Consider the following 16783-nt stretch of genomic DNA (forward strand, 5'->3'; position numbering starts at 1 on the left):
TTCTCTGCAGAGGCTACTCTGCATCTATGAGACGGATCGACGCTCGAAGCCTCCGCGGAGTCGCCCATCCCCTGCGGATGAAGATTCTGGAGGCCATCGAGGTGAGCGGACCGGCCACCTCCACCACGCTGGCCACCCGGCTGGGAGAGAACACCGGCACGATTAGCTGGCATCTGCGACTGCTCGCCGAGCACGGCTACCTCGAGGAGGACACCGAGCGCGGCAGCAAGCGCGAGCGCTGGTGGCGGATCCCCAAGGGCACGACCACGCTGGATCCGGCCGACCTCGACGACGACCCGGAGACGAGCGGCGCCCTGCGCGCGTACCTGAGCTACCTCGCCGAGCGCTACTTCAGCCGAGTCCGGAACTACCTCGGCGAATCCTGGTCCATCGAGTGGCGGTCCGCGGCCTCCCTGTCGGACTGGCGCAACCTCCGCCTCTCCCCCGACCAGCTCCACGCCCTCAACGCCGAGCTCTGCGAAGTCATCAACCGCTACGAAGCCATGGACCCCGGCCCGGACGCCGAACGGGTCGTCGTCCAGTTCCAGTCCTTCCCCCAACGCCCGGAGGAATCATGAGCCTGCTGCGCACCCATCGGGACTTCCGGCTCTTCTGGACCGGAGAGACGGTCAACCGGTTCGGGACCGCGATCTCCGGAGTGGCGATCCCGTTGATCGCGATCTCCGAGCTGAGTGCGAGCACGTTCGAGGTCGGAGTGCTGACCGCGGCGAGCTGGGCGCCGTGGCTGTTGATCGGACTGCCGGTCGGCGCCTGGATCGACCGGCGGCACCGCCGTCCGCTCATGATCGGTACGTCGGTGATCTCGCTGCTACTGCTGGCCGCCGTACCGGTCGCGGCCGCCGCCGGCTTGCTGTCGGTGAAGTTGCTGCTCACGGTCGCCCTGCTGACCGGCGCCGCAGGCGTCGTCTTTCAAACGGCTTACGGCGCCTATCTCCCCACCTTGCTCGACCCGGCCGATCACGCCGAGGGCAACGCCAAGCTGCACGGCAGCGCGTCCGCCGCGCAGATCGTCGGCCTGGGGTGCGGCGGCCTGATCGTTCAGTTCTTCGGCGCGACCAACGCCCTGTACGTCGATGCAGCGACCTTCGCGGTCGCCGCCTGCTGCCTGACCGCGATCCGGTTCCGTGAGCACCATCCGGCGACCGCCCGGCAGCCCGGCGCGATTCGCGAGGGGATCCGGCTGGTCGCGCAGGACGTCTGGTTGCGCACGCTCACGATCTTCGGCGCCACCTCGAACCTGGCCCTGATGGGCTATCAGGCGATCGTCGTGGTCTTCCTGGTTCGCTCCGTCGGCCTGACTCCCGGCACCGTCGGCGTCCTGGTCGCGGCCGCCGCGAGCGGCGGAGTCGTCGGCGCGTTCATCGGCCGCCGCCTCGCCGACCGGTTCGGTACCGCGCGCGCCATGCTGCTGTGCGAACTCGGACTGCCGACGCTCGCCCTCCTCATCCCACTGGCCCAGCTCAGCCCGGCGCTCTACGTGATCGGCGGCTTCGGTGTCGGCGCGGGCATCGTCGGCGGCAACGTCATCAAGTCGACCTTCCTGCAGTCCTATTGCCCACCGGACCTCCGCGGCCGCCTGAGCGCGACGTCGGCGTTCGTGAACTACGGGACGATTCCGCTCGGCGCACTGCTCGGCGGCAGTCTCGCCTCGCGGCTCGGCCTCGAAGCCGCACTCTGGATCACCACCGCCGGTGTTCCGCTGGCCAGTCTGGTCTTGCTGTTCTCACCGATCCGCGGCCGGCGTGACCTGCCCGATCAGCGGCGGGCGGAGTCCAGCCGCGCCGCGATCGACCGGCTCGCCGTGTCGTAGCCGGCTTCGTTGCCGTGCAGGATCGAGGCGAGATTCGCGGCCTCGTAGTAGGCGTTCAGGTCGAACGCCAGCTGCGCCGGATCCGCATCGAGCTCACCTCGCTCGACCGCCTCGCGCACGACCTTCTCCATGAGCTCCATCCACTCCCGGTGGACGTCGGCCAGCGCCTCATGGACGGCTCCCCCGCGAGCGGCGTACTCGTGGGAGACCTTCTGGAAAAAACAGCCACCGGGGAAGACGCGACGACGTGAGTAGTCGATCCAGCACTCGCTCAGCTTCCGCACCCGCTCCAGCCCTGGCTCGACGTCCAACGCCGGCATCACCACGGCGTCGGCGTAGATCCGGCGCGCGGCCCGGATCGTCGCTAGCTGCAGCTCCTCCTTCGAGCCGAAGTGCGCGAACAGCCCGCTCTTGCTGATCCCGAGCTCGGTGGCCAGCCGTCCGATCGACAGCCCTTCCAGCCCGTCGATCGAGGCGATGTCGACCGCGCGCCGCAGCACCGCGCGGCGGGTCTCGTCACCGCGCCGCAACCGTCCGTCGACCTTCTCCACGCCCCGATCCTATTCCGCTTGACCGCGCGGCCTCGCCAAACTAATAATACGACCGTTCGTATAGTTTACTGCTCGAAGGAGAACCATGAAGAAGCTGGCCCGCGGCGGATTGACCGCCCTCGGACTGTTCTCGCCCCGGCTGGCCGGCCGGATCGCCTTCGAGCTGTGGCGCCGGCCGTTGGCGCGCGGCCGGGTGCGCGACGCCGAGCGCAACGTCCACGAGGCCGCCCGGGTCGAGGTCGTCGACGGAATCGTCACGTACGCCTGGGGTGACGGCCGCCGGCCGGTCCTGCTCGTCCACGGCTGGCGCTCCCGCGCCTCGCGGTACGCCGGTTTCATCACGGCACTGCTCGAGCTCGGCTACAGCCCGGTCTCGTACGACGGCCCCGGGCACGGCGACACGACCATCGGGATGGGCACGATCCTCGACCACCAGCGGATCATCAACGCGCTCGCGGCGAAGCACGGCGCCTTCGAAGGCATCATCGCGCACTCACTCGGCGTCCCGTTCGCCCTGTACGCCGTCCGCCAGGGCGCGCCGGCCGGACGGTTCGTGTCGATCAGCGGCTTCGCCGACTTCGGCTATCTGATCGAGAAGTTCAGTGCCGAGCTGGGCCTGCGCACCGCGGTGAAGGACCGGCTGCGCCGCGAGATCGAGGCGCGGTTGTTCGACGGCGATCCGGACATCTGGACCAAGTTCTCGGTCGGTCCGGGCGACGTCGACCTGCTGGTCATCCACAACGACGTGGACAAGGTCGTCGACCCGGCACAGGTCGACGTACTGCTGACGTCGTACGGGCCGCGCGCCCGGTACTCGGCGAAGACCGGGCTCGGCCACGGCCGGATCCTGTCGGACCCGGCCGTGATCACCGAAGCCGTGACGTTCCTGTCAGATGTCCCGGAAGGTCTCGATCTGAGCGCCTAGCGAGTTGAGCCGGGCCGCGAGCTCCTCGTAGCCGCGGTTGATCACGTAGACGCTGCGCAGGACCGACGTCCCCTTCGCGGCCATCATCGCGATCAGCGTGACGACGGCGGGGCGAAGTGCCGGCGGGCACATGATCTCGGCGCCGGACCAGTGCGTCGGTCCTTCGACCATCACCCGGTGCGGGTCGAGCAGCTTGACCCGGCCGCCGAGCTTGTTCAGGTCGGTCAGGTAGATCGCGCGGTTCTCGTAGACCCAGTCGTGGATCAGGGTCTGGCCGGTCGCCGAGGCCGCGATCACCGCGAAGAACGGCAGGTTGTCGATGTTCAGGCCCGGGAACGGCATCGGGTGGATCTTGTCGATCGGCGCGTGCAGCTGCGACGGGCGGGTGGTCAGGTCGACCAGCCGGGTCCGGCCGTTCTCGGCCAGGTACTCGTCGCTGCGGCTGTAGTCCAGGCCCATCTCCTCGAGCAGCGCGAGCTCGATCTCGAGGAACTCGACCGGCGCCCGGCGGATGGTGATCTCCGAGCCGGTGACGATCGCGGCGGTGAGCAGGCTCATTGCCTCGATCGGGTCCTCGGACGGCGCGTAGTCCACGTCCACGTCGATCTCGGACCGGCCGTGCACGGTCAAGGTGGTGGAGCCGACGCCGTCGACCTGCACGCCGAGCAGCTCGAGGTAGAAGCAGAGGTCCTGGACCATGTAGTTCGAGCTGGCGTTGCGGATCACGGTGACGCCGTCGATCCGGGCCGCGGCCATCAGGGCGTTCTCGGTGACGGTGTCGCCGCGCTCGGTCAGCACGATCGGCTTGCCGGGCGTGATCGCCCGGTTCACCATCGCGTGGTACTCGCCGGCGGTCGCCTTCACCTCGAGACCGAACGGCCGCAGCGCGGTCATGTGCGGTTCGACGGTGCGCGTGCCCAGGTCGCAGCCGCCGGCGTACGGGAGCTGGAAGGTGTCCTCGCGGTGCAGCAGCGGGCCGAGGAACATGATGATGGAGCGCGTACGGCGGGCCGCGGCGGCGTCCATGCCGGCGAGGTCGAGCTGGGCCGGCGGCACGATCTCCAGATCACCGGCGTCGTTCAGCCAGGTGGTCTTCACGCCGATCGAGTTCAGCACCTCGAGCAGCCGGTTGACCTCTTCGATCCGGGCCACCTTGCGCAGCGTGGTCCGGCCCTTGTTGAGCAGACTCGCGCACAACAGTGCGACGCCGGCGTTCTTGGACGACTTCACGTCGATCGAACCGGACAATCTCAAACCACCGACGACACGGAGGTGGACCGGACCGCCACCGAGAGAGACAATCTCGGAGTCGAGGGCCTCGCCGATCCGGGCGAGCATCTCGAGGGTGAGGTTCTGATGACCCTTTTCGATCCTGTTCACCGCGCTCTGGCTGGTGTTCAGTACTTCCGCGAGCTGCGACTGGGTCCAGCCGCGGTGCTTACGGGCGTCCCGGATGAGATTGCCGATCCGGCTCAAGTAGTCATCACTCATGCGCCGGACCATATCTCACATGTGAGATACCGATTCACCGACCCGCCGGTGCCAGGGTAGCCAAGGTCACGTCCGTCCCGGCGCACCGCCCCCAGGCCCGCACTGCCCTGCCCGCCGCCTACACTTACCCAACTCCCGCCGCCATCCGGAGAGGAACGACACATGCAGGACGACACCTCCGCGGTGGTGAACGAGTTCGAGGCGGAGGCCTGGCCGCTGGACGCGGCGGCCGACAGTCTGCACCAGGTCATCGACGGCTTCCAGAACGGCGACACCCGGCCGCTGGTGATCGGCGACGGCGACCAGCCGGTGCTGGTCGTGCTCGCGATCGCCGACCTGGCCGACTTCCGGTCCCGGATCGCCGAACTGCTCAGCAACCCGGTCGACGCCGGCTGGCTGCGCTACTACCTGCGCTCGAACTTCGACATGAGCTCGGAGCGGCTGGTCGAGCTGCTCGGTGTCGACACCGACCACGGCCTGTCCTCGCTGGCCAGCCAGGTGAACGTCGAGCAGGCAGCGGTGCTGATGCCGGACCACCTGCGCCGTACCGAAGCCGGTGGCAACCCGCTGATGCTGATCGGCGACGGGATGATGGCGACCGCGGCGCTGCTCGCCTTCCCCGCGTTCCAGGTGCTGCTCGCGCTGGATGGCGGCGGCACGGTCGAGGACGACTCCTGCGCGCACGACGACGAGGAGAAGCCGACCACCCCGCTCGAGGTGCTGGCCGAGCGGCTCGGTCCGGTCTCGACGCAGCTGGTCGCGCAGATCAACGCCGGTCGTGAGCCCGGACTGCCGCGGTACGAGCTGCACTTCGAGGACGACCTGGTCGACCATCTGCGCGATCTCGAGGCCGCGGCCCAGAAGTCGCCGGACAGCGACGCCTACGAAGAGCTCAACGATCTACTGCACCAGTTCGACGAGATGCGCAGCGGCCAGGCTGACGTCGGCGACGACAGCGAGCCGGACGAGGCGCCGTACCTGGAGGCGACCGATCTGCAGGCCGCGCTGCCGGAGCTCCGCGACAACTTCCGCAGCGGCGTCGAGGACCCCTACCTGATCGGGTACGACGGCCGCCCGCTGGCCGGGCTGATCACCTTCGACCTGTACGAGGAGTTGCAGCAGGTCTCGGTCGACCTCGACGGGACCGACGAGGCGCCGGTGCTCCCGCTCCCCCAGCCGCGCTGGGAGAACGGGCCGGAGGTGCTGATCTTCGAGGCCGCGCTCGCGGTCTGCGAGGCGGTCGTCCAGGACATCCAGAACGGCGACGCCTCGATGATCTTCATCGGCGACGAGGACGGCGATCCCGAGCTCGTCCTCGCCCCGCTGGTCTGGCTCTGGGCCTATGTCGATCACCTGAACCTCGAAGGCGCCGAGGTCTAGAAACCCCTAACTGTGTTTATTCAGTGAAGGCGAACAGCGGCTGCCACTCGGTGAGGAGCGCGAGCTGGTAGACGTCGGCCGGGGTGTAGGGGTCCTTCGCGAGGATGTCGCGGAGCTCGGCCTCGTCGGCCACGTTGTAGACCAGCAGCGCGCCGGTCTGGTCGGTGAACGGTCCGGCGGCGACCAGCTTGCCGGCCGCCTTCAGCTCGTTCAGGTACTCCCGGTGGGCCGGGCGGACCGCCAGCCGCTCATCGGTCTCGGCGAGGTCGAACTGCAACTGCACCACGAAAAAGGCCATACCCCGAACCCTACAACGAGGGCGGATACGGCCTTGCACACAACAAGTTTTTGGTGCGGGAGAGGGAGCCACAAGCCGCCACAGCGGCTAGTTCAGGTCAGACCCGAAAGTCGACAGTGAACTCCCTTCCCGCCCGGCTATAGTGCCCAGTCCGGGACCCGCTACGCAAGGGGTTGGTTAAGAGAAACTGCAGCAGAAAGTTGAGTGAGATAACGCTTGGTGACGGTTCCGCCGTTGCCCTCGATGAGAGCGCGGAGACAGTCGTACAGACCGTCACGCCGCTCCGATGTCAAGGCCCGATGCCCCGAATACGACGACAGAAGTTCGAGGTAATCGGCGGCGGAGTAGGCCACTTCCCACTCGTACCGCCGGAACGTCACCGGCCCGAACAGCCCGCTCCGGTCGACCTCCGACGAGTCCTCCGGTACGGCGCTCGCCGGCGGCAGCCCGCCCTTCTCGGGATCGTCGGTGAACCGGTCGTAGCACCGCTGCATCTCGACGAAGAGCTGCTCGCTCCCGCCGGCGATGTGGTGCGTCGAGACCACGGCCAGAACGCCGCCAGGTCGCAGTACTTGCGCACAGCGCTGGACTCTTGTTGCTGGGTCGAGCCAGTGGAAGGCGGTCGCCGACAGGACGAGGTCGTACGTCGGTGGCGGCAGCTCCCAGGTGTCGAAGTCCGCGACGGTCACGTCGACGGTCGGGAGGTTCCGTCGTGCGACTTCCGCGAGCTCCTGGCCGAGCTCAACCGCGCTGACGGACCACCCGCGCTCGACCATGGGGCGTGTGGCTTGGCCGGTGCCCGGGCCGATCTCCAACACGTTCGGCTTGGCGACACTCACGAGATCCGCGAGGTCGTCGTACAGGTCCGGCGGGTAGCTCGGCCGGACTCGGTCGTACAGCTCGGCGTCTTCGGTGAAGGTCTGGCGTAGCTGCTCCCGGCTCACCCACGCACCGTAGTACGGGACGAACCGGGAGCGCAGCCGGGTTTTCAGTCGAGGGCGGCGCGACCGGCTTCGAGCCGGGCGATCGGGATCCGGAACGGCGAGCAGGAGACGTAGTCCAGGCCGACCTGGTGGAAGAAGTGCACGCTGTCGGGATCACCGCCGTGCTCGCCGCAGACGCCGACCTTGAGGTCGGGCTTGGTGGCGCGACCGCGATCGACGCCGGTCCGGACCAGCGCGCCGACGCCTTCGACGTCGATCGACTCGAACGGCGAGACCGCGAAGATGCCCTTCTCCAGGTACCGCGAGAAGAACGAGCCCTCGACGTCGTCACGGCTGAAGCCCCAGGTGGTCTGGGTCAGGTCGTTGGTGCCGAACGAGAAGAAGTCGGCCGCCTCCGCGATCTGGTCCGCGATCACCGCGGCCCGCGGCAGCTCGATCATCGTGCCGATCGGGATGCTCCACTCGACGCCGACCTCGGCGAGCACGCGGCTCACCTCGTCGCGGGCCAGGTGCAGCTCCTGCATCGCGCCGACGAGCGGAATCATGATCTCCGGCCGCGGGTCCTTGCCCTGGCTCTTCAGCTCGACCGCCGCGCTGGCGATCGCCCGCACCTGCATCGCGAACAGGCCGGGGATGATCAGACCGAGCCGTACGCCGCGCAGCCCGAGCATCGGGTTCTGTTCGTGCAACCGCTGAACCGCGACCAGCAGCTTCGCGTCGCGACCCGGGTCCTCACCGCGTTCGTTGGCGAGCGCGACCTTGACCGCCAGATCCTCCATCGACGGCAGGAACTCGTGCAGCGGCGGGTCGATCAGCCGGATCGTCACCGGCAGACCGTCCATCGCGGTGAGCAGCTCGAGGAAGTCACCACGCTGCAGCGGCTCCAGCTCGGCCAGCGCTGCCTCGCGATCGCCGTCCTGGTCGGCCAGGATCAGTCGCTCGACCGCCTCCCGCCGTTCGCCGAGGAACATGTGCTCGGTCCGGCACAGCCCGATCCCTTCGGCGCCGAACCGCCGCGCCCGCGCCGCGTCGTCGGCGGTGTCCGCATTCGTCCGTACGCCGAGGCGCCGTACCTCGTCGGCGTGCGTCATCAGCCGATGCACCGACGCCACGAGATCGTCACCGGCCTCCGGGTCCAGCGAACCTTCGAAGTACTGGACGACCGGCGACGCGACCACCGGGACCTCACCGGCGAAGACCTCGCCGGTGGTGCCGTCGATCGAGATCGTCGCGCCGGCCTCGAGCACGGCGCCGTTGACCGTGATGGTGCCTTGGGCAACATTCACGTCGAGCTCCTCGGCGCCGCAGACACAGGTCTTGCCCATGCCGCGTGCGACCACGGCCGCGTGCGAGGTCTTGCCGCCGCGGCTGGTCAAGATGCCCTGCGCCGCGATCATGCCGTGGAGGTCGTCCGGGTTCGTCTCCCGGCGTACCAGGATGACCTTCTCGCCCTTGTCCGCTGCCTCGACCGCCGCGGCAGATGTGAAGACCACCTTGCCCGAGGCGGCACCCGGCGAGGCGCCGATCGCCTTGGTGATCAGCTCTTTCTCCGCGTCCGCGTCGAAGCGCGGGAACATCAGCTGCGCCAGTTGCGCACCCTTGACCCGCTTCAGCGCCTCGTCGGTGTCGATCACACCCTCGTCGATCAGGCTGGTCGCGATCCGGAACGCCGCAGCCGCGGTCCGCTTGCCGACCCGCGTCTGCAGCATCCACAGCTTGCCGCGCTCGACCGTGAACTCGATGTCACACAGGTCGCGGTAGTGGCCCTCCAGCTTGGCCATGATCGCCATCAGTTCGTCGTACGACGTCTTGTCCAGCTGCTCGAGATCCGCGAGCGGGACCGTGTTGCGGATGCCGGCCACCACGTCCTCGCCCTGTGCGTTCTGGAGGTAGTCGCCGTACACGCCGGGCTGGCCGGTGGAAGGGTCGCGGGTGAAGCAGACGCCGGTCCCCGAGTCCATGCCGAGGTTGCCGAAGACCATCGAGCAGATGTTGACCGCCGTACCGAGGTCGGTGGCGATGCGCTCCTGGCGGCGGTAGAGGATCGCGCGCTCGGAGTTCCACGACCCGAAGACGGCCTCGATCGCGAGATCCATCTGGGTCCGCGGGTCCTGCGGGAACTCCCGGCCGGTGTGATCGAGCACCGCCTGCTTGAAGTTCTCGACGAGCGCCTTCAGGTCGTCGGCGTCCAGGTCGAGGTCGTTGCGAGTGCCCTTGGCCTGCTTGGCCGCCTCGATCGCGTCCTCGAAGACATCACCCTCCATGCCGAGGACCGTCTTGCCGAACATCTGGATCAGCCGGCGGTACGCGTCCCAGGCGAAGCGGGGGTCGCCCGATTGGTGCGCGAGACCGTTCACCGAGTCGTCGTTGAGGCCGACGTTGAGGACCGTCTCCATCATGCCGGGCATCGAGACGGCAGCACCGGAGCGGACCGAGACCAGCAACGGATCGTCAGCCTGGCCTAGCTTCTTGCCCATCTTCTGCTGCAGTACGTCGACGTGATGGTCGATCTCGTCGGCCAGCTCCGCCGGCACCGAGCCAGTGCTCAGATACGCCTTGCAGGCCTCGGTACTGATGGTGAAACCAGGCGGCACGGGCAGACCGAGATTGGTCATCTCGGCGAGGTTCGCACCCTTGCCGCCGAGCAGCTCCTTCATGGCCTTGTTGCCTTCGGCGAAGTCATAGACGAGTTTCGGCACGGTCACTCCCTGGGGTGCGGGTGATGCTGCTCAAGACGCGGTGCGGTGGTCCGCTGGCCCCTCGACTTCACTGGCGTGGGCGTTCCTTCAGAGTAAGCCCGAAAACCAGTCCAGTTGAACACTGGTCTCACAATCGCCACGTGACGCTCCCCACAGACCGAAGGCGGGAAAACCCTTACCTGGTTGACAACGCGAGACAATCGGCGTCTTCATCGATGAATCGCAGCCGGGGTGGGTACGAGGGTTGATTCCCCTACAGTTCGTCTCGTGCGCATCGTCTCGCTACTACCGTCGGCAACCGAGATTTGCTTCGCGCTTGGAGCCGGTGATGCTGTGGTCGGCGTCACCTTCGAATGCGACTACCCAGCGGATGCGCGCACGCGCCGGATCGTCTCCACCACCGCACTTCCGTCCGGGCTCACGCCGGCCGAGATCGACGCTGCCGTCCGCTCCCGGGTTGCCGCCGGCGAAGACCTCTACAAACTCGACGCCGGCGCCCTGCGGGAACTCAACCCGGACATCGTCATCACGCAAGACCTCTGCGCCGTCTGCGCGCTCGACGTCACCGACGTCGAGTCCGCCCTCGACTACCTCGGCTGCACCGCGCAGGTAGTCACCACCAACCCCCACACTCTCTCCGAGGTCCTAACCTCCATCGAGCAAGTCGCCCAAGCGATCAACCGCGATGCCGCTCCCCTCCTCGAAGACCTCCGCCGCCGCCTCACCCCGCGGCCACCCACCGGCCGACGCGTCACCCTTCTCGAGTGGACCGACCCGCCGTACGCCCCCGGCCACTGGCTCCCCGAACAAGTCGCCCTAGCCGGCGGCATCAACGTCCTAGGCACAGCCGGAACCCGCTCCCACCCGGTCGACTGGTCCGCCCTCTCCACCGCCGAGGTCGTGATCGTCGCCCCCTGCGGCTTCGACGTACCGGCGGCGTACGAGCAAGCCGAAGCCCTCATCCGCCATGCATTACTCCCAGCGCACTCCGAGGTGTGGGCAGTCGACTCCAACAGCCACTTCGCCCGCCCCGGCCCCCGCCTGATCGAAGGCATAGACGTCCTAACCCAAATCCTCACCGGCCAACTCCCCGCCCCCACCCAAGCCCGCCGCCTCCGCTAACCCGCCCAGCGGGCCACCAACCACCTCCTTCACCCCCACACGCTCACCACCCCGGCCAAACCACACCATCACGGCCAAACCACCCGATCACGAGCGTTAGTGGGTGATGCACGTCCGAACCGCCAGGCCATCACAAATGGTTGAGCACACCGAGTTCAGGCGGGCGCGATCGTCGAGCGAGCGATTGTGATGGCGTGGACGTCCGGACCGCCGCCACTCATCGACGTCGGCGGGTGCGGGGCGCACGCGTAGACGCGGCGTGCGCGCCTGCCGGGTGGGACCGGCTCGATGGTCGCCGAGAAAGCGCCGGGATTGGTGAGTGGCTGAGGTCCACACCCGCCAGATGGGCGGGCGCGGGACGGACCCGGACGGGTGCTCGCCGGGTGGGCGTCCGGACCGCCCGCACTCACCAACGTGCGCGGGCGGGAAGGACGCACGCTTGAAGACCGCGTGGCGGACACCCACCGGGCGGGTTGGTGAGTGGCTGAGGTCCACACCTGCCACCTCCACCGATCCCGCCGGCATCCGCCCTCCGGCGAGCATCAGGCCCCGACCACCCAAGCGGCCGCCACCACCTACCCAACTGCCCCTCACCATCGCCACACGCACAAGGCCACTACGAGACCACCCATCACGAGCGGTGGCGGGTGATGCACGTCCGGACCGCCAGGCCATCACAAGTGGTTGAGCGCGCCGGGTTCAGGCGGGGACGGTCGCCGGGCGACCGATTGTGATGGCGTGGGCGTCCGGACCGCCGCCACTCATCAACGTGGGTGGGTGGGGAGGGGCGCACGCTTGAAGGCGGCGGGGTGGGCACGCGCTGGGTGGGTTGGTGAGTGGCTGAGGTCCGTGCCCGCCGGGTGGCGGGCACGGGATGGGGGCGGGTGGGCTAGAGACTGCGGCGGGTTTTTAGGTAGTCGCCTACTACGGCGGCGCCTAGGCCGTCGGGGGTGGGGGCTACTACTCGGCCGCCGGAGCGGCGGGCGAGGAGGTCTACGAAGGCGTTGAGGCGGGGGTCGTCGCCTAGGCGGAAGACGGTGAGGGTGGCGCCTAGTTTGGCCAGGCGGTCTACTTCGAAGATGGTTTTGCGGAGGGTGGCTGGTTCGGGTGGGTAGGAGAACTCGGCGGTGCCGTCGGGTTCGAGGTGGGCGGTGGGTTCGCCGTCGGTGACCATCAGGACGACGGGTTGGGCGTCGGGGTGGCGGCGGAGGTGGCGGCCGGCGAGTAGGAGGGCGTGGTGGGCGTTGGTGCCTTGTTCCCAGGTGCCTTCCAGGCCGATCAGTTGCGGGAGTTCGACGACGCCGGCGTAGCGGCCGAAGGTGATCAGCTGGAGGGCGTCGTTGCGGTAGCGGGTGGAGATGAGTTGGTGCAGGGCGAGGGCGGTGCGCTTCATCGGGAGCCAGCGGTTTTCCTGCACCATCGACCACGAAGTGTCGACGAGCAGCGCGACGGCGGCCCGGGCGCGGTGCTCGGTCTCCGCGATCTCCACATCAGCCACGTCGAGCCGCACTGAACGACCACGACCAGCAGTCCGCAGTACGGCGTTCCGCACCGTCCGCGAGACGTCCCAAGCCTGGGTGTCGCCGAACTGCCACGGCCGCGTCGACCCACTCAACTCACCCGCGGCACCGGCATTGGCGGCATCCCGCTCGCCCGATCCACGCGCCGAACGCAGTACGTCGGCCAATGCCGTCTGACCCAATTGCCGCAGCGCCTTCGGCGACAACTGCAGTGAGCCGTCGGGCGCCCGCTCGAGCAACCCCTGGTCGCGGAGCTGACGCTCGAGCTCGCTCAACCGCCGAGCGTCGACCGTCGCCTCGTCACCCAACTGCCGGGTCAGAGCATCCAGGTCGATGTCCTCCAACCGAGCGCCGGGATAGGACTGCGACAGCTGCTCGGCCAACGCGTCCAGCTCGGCCAGATCCGACATCGCCCGCGCGCCTTCCGCGAGGCCGAGCGGATCGTCGCCACTCATCTGCGCCGACCCGGACCAGTCCTCGCCCGGCCGCAGCGACTGCAACTGTGCGTCCAACTGCGCAAGCTGCTGCGCCAACTGCGGACTCCCGAACGCCTGCTGGGACAACTCGGCAAGCTCGGCGCGCTGCTCCGGCGTCATCGAGTTCATCATCCGTTGCGCCGCAGCCGCCCGAGCAGCCAGTACGTCGATCAGCTCCTCGACAGTCCGCGGATTCTCCGGAAAGAACTCCCCGTGCTTGGCCATGAATTCCGAGAACAACGAAGGCACATCCGGCCGGCCTTGCGCATGCGCGGCCAGCAACGCGTTCAGATCGCCGAGCATCTCGTTGATCCGCTCGACGTCCTCCGGCGTCGTCTGCTGCAACGCGTCCTTCAGCCCCTCGAACCGCGACCCGAGCAACTCGCGCCCGAGCAACTCACGGATCTCCTCGTACTTCGCACGCCCTTCCGACGACTGCCACTCGTACGACGCCAGCTCCCGTACGGCGGCCGCCGTACCAGAAGGCAGTGCGTCCAGCTGCGCCTCGGCGAACCGCGCATCGTCAGACGGATTCGGGAACAGCTCTCGCCGCTCCGCCTCCAAGGCTTCGTTCAGCAGCCGCTGGACATCACGCAGCGTGCCGTCCAAGTTGTGCCGTCGCTGGATCTCCCGGCGGCGCTCCCACAGCCGCCGGGTCAGATCGTCCAGACCTTGGGTCCGCTGCGTGCCGCGCCGGAGCAACTCCTCCAGCGCGGAGCGCGGCGACGACCCGTTCATCACGTCGCGGCCGATCTCGTCGAGCGCGTCACGCAGATCCACCGGCGGCGCCAGTGGATCCGGCCCGTCGTGCCACGGCCCGTAGGACCAGCCTTCTGGGATCGATGCGGTCATCAGGCTCCGTAGACGGTCGTGTCGTCGTCGGCGTCCTTGGCCACCCGCTTGGACAGGTAGAGCGCCTCCAGCGCGAGCTCGACCGCGGCGGCGATCCGGCCCGGCGACTCGTCCGCCTCGACGCCGGCCCGAGCCGCGACATCGTGCAGCACCGGCAGCTCGGGAAGCGCGGCGAGTACGTCCTTGCCGGGCACCCGCTCGCCCGTGACCACAAGGTTGCCCTCGGCAACAGCGTTGGCGAGCGGTGTCAGGTCGAGACCGGCGAACCGCTCCCGCGCGGTGTCGGCGACCGAGCGGCGCAGCAGGTACTCGAGCAGTTCGATCTCGCGCCCCTCCTCCCCCGGCTCGAACTCCAGCTTCCCCCGCAGTACGGCGGGGACCGCGTCGAGGTCGACCGGACGAGCCACCGCCGGCTCCTCACCGGTGATCGCCGAACGCCGCAGCGCAGCCGCGGCGATCGTCTCCGCCGCAGCCACCGCGAACCGGGCCGAAACCCCCGATCGCTGGTCGATGGCCGGCGACTCCCGCAGGTGCCGGACGAACCGCGCCAGCACCTCGAGCAACGGCTCCCCGACCTCGGCGGTGAACTCGGCCTCCTGCCGGATCACGTCCACCTCGGCGTCGATGTCGAGCGGATAGTGCGTCCGCACCTCCGCACCGAACCGGTCCTTCAGCGGCGTGATGATGCGGCCGCGGTTGGTGTAGTCCTCGGGGTTCGCGGTTGCCACCAGCAACACGTCGAGCGGCAGCCGCAGCGTGTACCCGCGGACCTGGATGTCGCGCTCCTCCATCACGTTCAGCAACGCGACCTGGATGCGCTCGGCAAGGTCCGGCAGCTCGTTGATCGCCACGATCCCGCGGTGCGCCCGCGGTACCAGGCCGAAGTGAATGGTCTCCGGGTCGCCGAGACTGCGGCCTTCGGCGACCTTCACCGGGTCGACGTCGCCGATCAGGTCACCGACCGACGTGTCCGGCGTCGCCAGCTTCTCGGCGTACCGGAGGCTGCGGTGCAGCCAGGCCACCGGCAGGTCATCGCCCAGCTCGGCCGCGCGGCGGATCGAGGCAGGGGTGATCGGCTCCAGCGGGTGCTCGGGGAGCTCGGCGCCCTCGATCACGGGGGTCCACTCGTCCAGCAGTCCCACCATGGTGCGCAGCAGCCGGGTCTTGCCCTGGCCGCGCTCACCCAGCAGGACGACGTCGTGCCCCGCGAGCAGGGCACGCTCCAGTTGCGGAATCACCGTCCGGGTGAAGCCGACGATGCCGGGCCAGGGATCACGCCCGGCCCGGAGTTCCTTCAGCAGGTTGTCACGGAGCTCGGCCTTGACTGACCGAGGCAGATAGCCGGCGGCCCGAAGGTCACCAGCCGTACGAGGAAGTTCAGCAGGTGCACTGGTCACGTCACGAACTTAGCTCGCTCACCCCAAAAAGCGAGGAGTAATTCTTCCTGAGGTCAGCACGTGAGACCCCTTGAACGTCAGCGGCACCCACGGATGCTTCGGTGAGTCACGCAGCACGAAGTGGTTGCCGTCAGCAGGTTCGGTGGGCAGCAACTCGAACTCCATGACCGGGTTCTCGGCGAAGGCCAGGCGGTCTCCGGTGGCCTGATACTGCGCCCAGAGCCGGCCATCACGCCGTACGACGTCCAGCCGGACCGAGGCACGTTCGTACCGGCCGACGTGGCGATCGTCGATCGGGTAGTCGATCGGCTGCGGCGCAGCGGGGTGGGCGGCGCCGGTGAGGTGGGTGAAGACCTCGGTCGCGAGCGGTTCGAACAGCGCATTGCCGTTGCCGGAGTTGGTCAGCAAACAGACAGCGACGTTTGCTACGGGATCGATGCGAAGATAGGCAAGCTGCGAGATGGTGGCGCCGTCGTGGCCGAACAGCTGGTGGCCGCCCCAGTCGTACAGCCGCCAGGTCAGACCGACGTCGAATCCACCGGACCCACCGGTGTCGATCCCTTGCCGCTCGCGCATTGCCAGATAGCGGTCGGTCAGATGCGAGCGGGCGAAGGTGAGCAGGTCGTCGGCGGTGGACGCGATCAGGCCGGCCGGGCCGATGCTTCGCGGGAGCTGCCACGTCTCGACCGGTACGCCGTCGACATCGCGGTGGCCGACCGCGGCGCGGTGCAGGATCGCTTCCTCGGGAAGCGTGACGGTCTTGGTCAGGCCGAGCGGCTCGATCAGGCGCGCCCGGAGACACTCGTCCCAGGTGCGGTTGTCCAGGACCTCGATGATGCGGCCGAGCAGGACGAAACCCGCGTTGCAATACGAGTACGCCGTACCTGGTTCGAAGAGGAGCTCGACGTCGGCGAGCAGGGCGACGTACCGCTCGACGCACTCGTCGCCGCGGCCGGTGTCGGTGAAGACGTCGCCGTCGATACCGCTGGTGTGAGTGAGCAATTGCCGGACGGTGATCCGCGGATCGATCGGTGCCTCGGGCAACACCTTGACCACCGGATCGTCGAGACCGAGCCGGCCCTCCTCGATCAGCTGGAAGATCAGTGTCGCGGTCCACGCTTTGCTGATCGATCCGAGGTGGAAGATCGAGTCGGCGGTGGTCTCGACACCGGTCTCGACATTCAGGACGCCGTACGGGGTGATCGTCGTTTCACCGCCGGCCCAGATCCCGAGCACAGCGCCCGGCACCTCGGCAGCTGTCGCCAACTCACTCAACCGCGCAGACCAATCAGGCATG

Annotated in this window: 13 protein-coding genes; 5 read left to right on the forward strand and 8 right to left on the reverse strand. The window is 68.3% G+C overall.

Features of this window, described 5'->3' with window-relative positions:
* The first annotated feature begins 26 nt into the window (after nucleotides 1-26).
* Both ABZS29_RS24855 and ABZS29_RS24860 read left to right on the forward strand, forming a co-directional pair.
* Nucleotides 27-578, forward strand: a complete 552-nt coding sequence (locus ABZS29_RS24855; RefSeq protein ID WP_355464993.1) for a helix-turn-helix domain-containing protein — start codon at nucleotides 27-29, stop codon at nucleotides 576-578.
* On the forward strand, nucleotides 575-1831 hold the full coding sequence (locus tag ABZS29_RS24860) for an MFS transporter (protein ID WP_355464995.1): 1257 nt from the start codon (nucleotides 575-577) through the stop codon (nucleotides 1829-1831). The genes ABZS29_RS24855 and ABZS29_RS24860 overlap by 4 nt, the downstream gene beginning before the upstream one ends.
* Here the strand turns inward: ABZS29_RS24860 and ABZS29_RS24865 are convergent.
* Nucleotides 1777-2382: a TetR/AcrR family transcriptional regulator gene (locus tag ABZS29_RS24865; RefSeq protein WP_355464997.1), complete on the reverse strand. Its 606-nt coding sequence runs from the start codon at nucleotides 2380-2382 to the stop codon at nucleotides 1777-1779. The two genes, ABZS29_RS24860 and ABZS29_RS24865, sit on opposite strands and share 55 nt — an antisense overlap.
* Nucleotides 2383-2467: 85 nt before the next feature.
* Between ABZS29_RS24865 and ABZS29_RS24870 the strand changes: the two genes are divergently transcribed.
* Nucleotides 2468-3307 carry an alpha/beta hydrolase gene (locus ABZS29_RS24870; RefSeq protein WP_355464999.1) on the forward strand — a complete coding sequence of 280 codons (840 nt, stop codon included), beginning with the start codon at nucleotides 2468-2470 and terminating at the stop codon, nucleotides 3305-3307.
* Here the strand turns inward: ABZS29_RS24870 and ABZS29_RS24875 are convergent.
* Nucleotides 3272-4798 (reverse strand): UDP-N-acetylglucosamine 1-carboxyvinyltransferase, encoded by a 1527-nt coding sequence (locus ABZS29_RS24875; protein ID WP_355465001.1) that lies wholly within the window; start codon nucleotides 4796-4798, stop codon nucleotides 3272-3274. The two genes, ABZS29_RS24870 and ABZS29_RS24875, sit on opposite strands and share 36 nt — an antisense overlap.
* 162 nt (nucleotides 4799-4960) lie before the next feature.
* Here ABZS29_RS24875 and ABZS29_RS24880 point away from each other — a divergent pair, with 162 nt between their 5' ends.
* Complete coding sequence (locus ABZS29_RS24880; RefSeq protein WP_355465003.1) at nucleotides 4961-6178, forward strand: hypothetical protein; 1218 nt, start codon at nucleotides 4961-4963, stop codon at nucleotides 6176-6178.
* Between the two features lie 16 nt (nucleotides 6179-6194).
* Here ABZS29_RS24880 and ABZS29_RS24885 read toward each other — a convergent pair whose 3' ends face one another.
* From ABZS29_RS24885 to ppdK, 3 genes are all read right to left on the reverse strand, one after another.
* A complete protein-coding gene (locus tag ABZS29_RS24885; RefSeq protein ID WP_355465005.1) occupies nucleotides 6195-6476 on the reverse strand; it encodes a muconolactone Delta-isomerase family protein in 282 nt (93 codons plus the stop codon).
* A gap of 161 nt (nucleotides 6477-6637) precedes the next feature.
* Nucleotides 6638-7420 (reverse strand): class I SAM-dependent methyltransferase, encoded by a 783-nt coding sequence (locus ABZS29_RS24890; RefSeq protein ID WP_355465006.1) that lies wholly within the window; start codon nucleotides 7418-7420, stop codon nucleotides 6638-6640.
* Between the two features lie 44 nt (nucleotides 7421-7464).
* On the reverse strand, nucleotides 7465-10119 hold the full coding sequence (gene ppdK / locus ABZS29_RS24895) for a pyruvate, phosphate dikinase (protein ID WP_355465008.1): 2655 nt from the start codon (nucleotides 10117-10119) through the stop codon (nucleotides 7465-7467).
* A 267-nt stretch (nucleotides 10120-10386) separates the two neighbouring features.
* Here ppdK and ABZS29_RS24900 point away from each other — a divergent pair, with 267 nt between their 5' ends.
* Complete coding sequence (locus ABZS29_RS24900) at nucleotides 10387-11241, forward strand: cobalamin-binding protein (RefSeq protein ID WP_355465010.1); 855 nt, start codon at nucleotides 10387-10389, stop codon at nucleotides 11239-11241.
* 889 nt (nucleotides 11242-12130) lie between these two features.
* On the opposite strand, the gene ABZS29_RS24905 is transcribed toward ABZS29_RS24900, so the two are convergent.
* From ABZS29_RS24905 to ABZS29_RS24915, 3 genes are read right to left on the reverse strand one after another with little or no spacing between them, the layout of a single operon-like run.
* Complete coding sequence (locus ABZS29_RS24905; RefSeq protein WP_355465012.1) at nucleotides 12131-14089, reverse strand: VWA domain-containing protein; 1959 nt, start codon at nucleotides 14087-14089, stop codon at nucleotides 12131-12133.
* Nucleotides 14089-15486 carry an ATP-binding protein gene (locus ABZS29_RS24910; RefSeq protein WP_355465014.1) on the reverse strand — a complete coding sequence of 466 codons (1398 nt, stop codon included), beginning with the start codon at nucleotides 15484-15486 and terminating at the stop codon, nucleotides 14089-14091. The genes ABZS29_RS24905 and ABZS29_RS24910 overlap by 1 nt, the downstream gene beginning before the upstream one ends.
* A gap of 18 nt (nucleotides 15487-15504) precedes the next feature.
* Nucleotides 15505-16782, reverse strand: a complete 1278-nt coding sequence (locus tag ABZS29_RS24915; protein WP_355465016.1) for a serine hydrolase — start codon at nucleotides 16780-16782, stop codon at nucleotides 15505-15507.
* Nucleotide 16783: the final 1 nt, after the last annotated feature.

It is taken from the genome of Kribbella sp. NPDC005582, from assembly GCF_040605415.1.
Taxonomy (GTDB): domain Bacteria; phylum Actinomycetota; class Actinomycetes; order Propionibacteriales; family Kribbellaceae; genus Kribbella.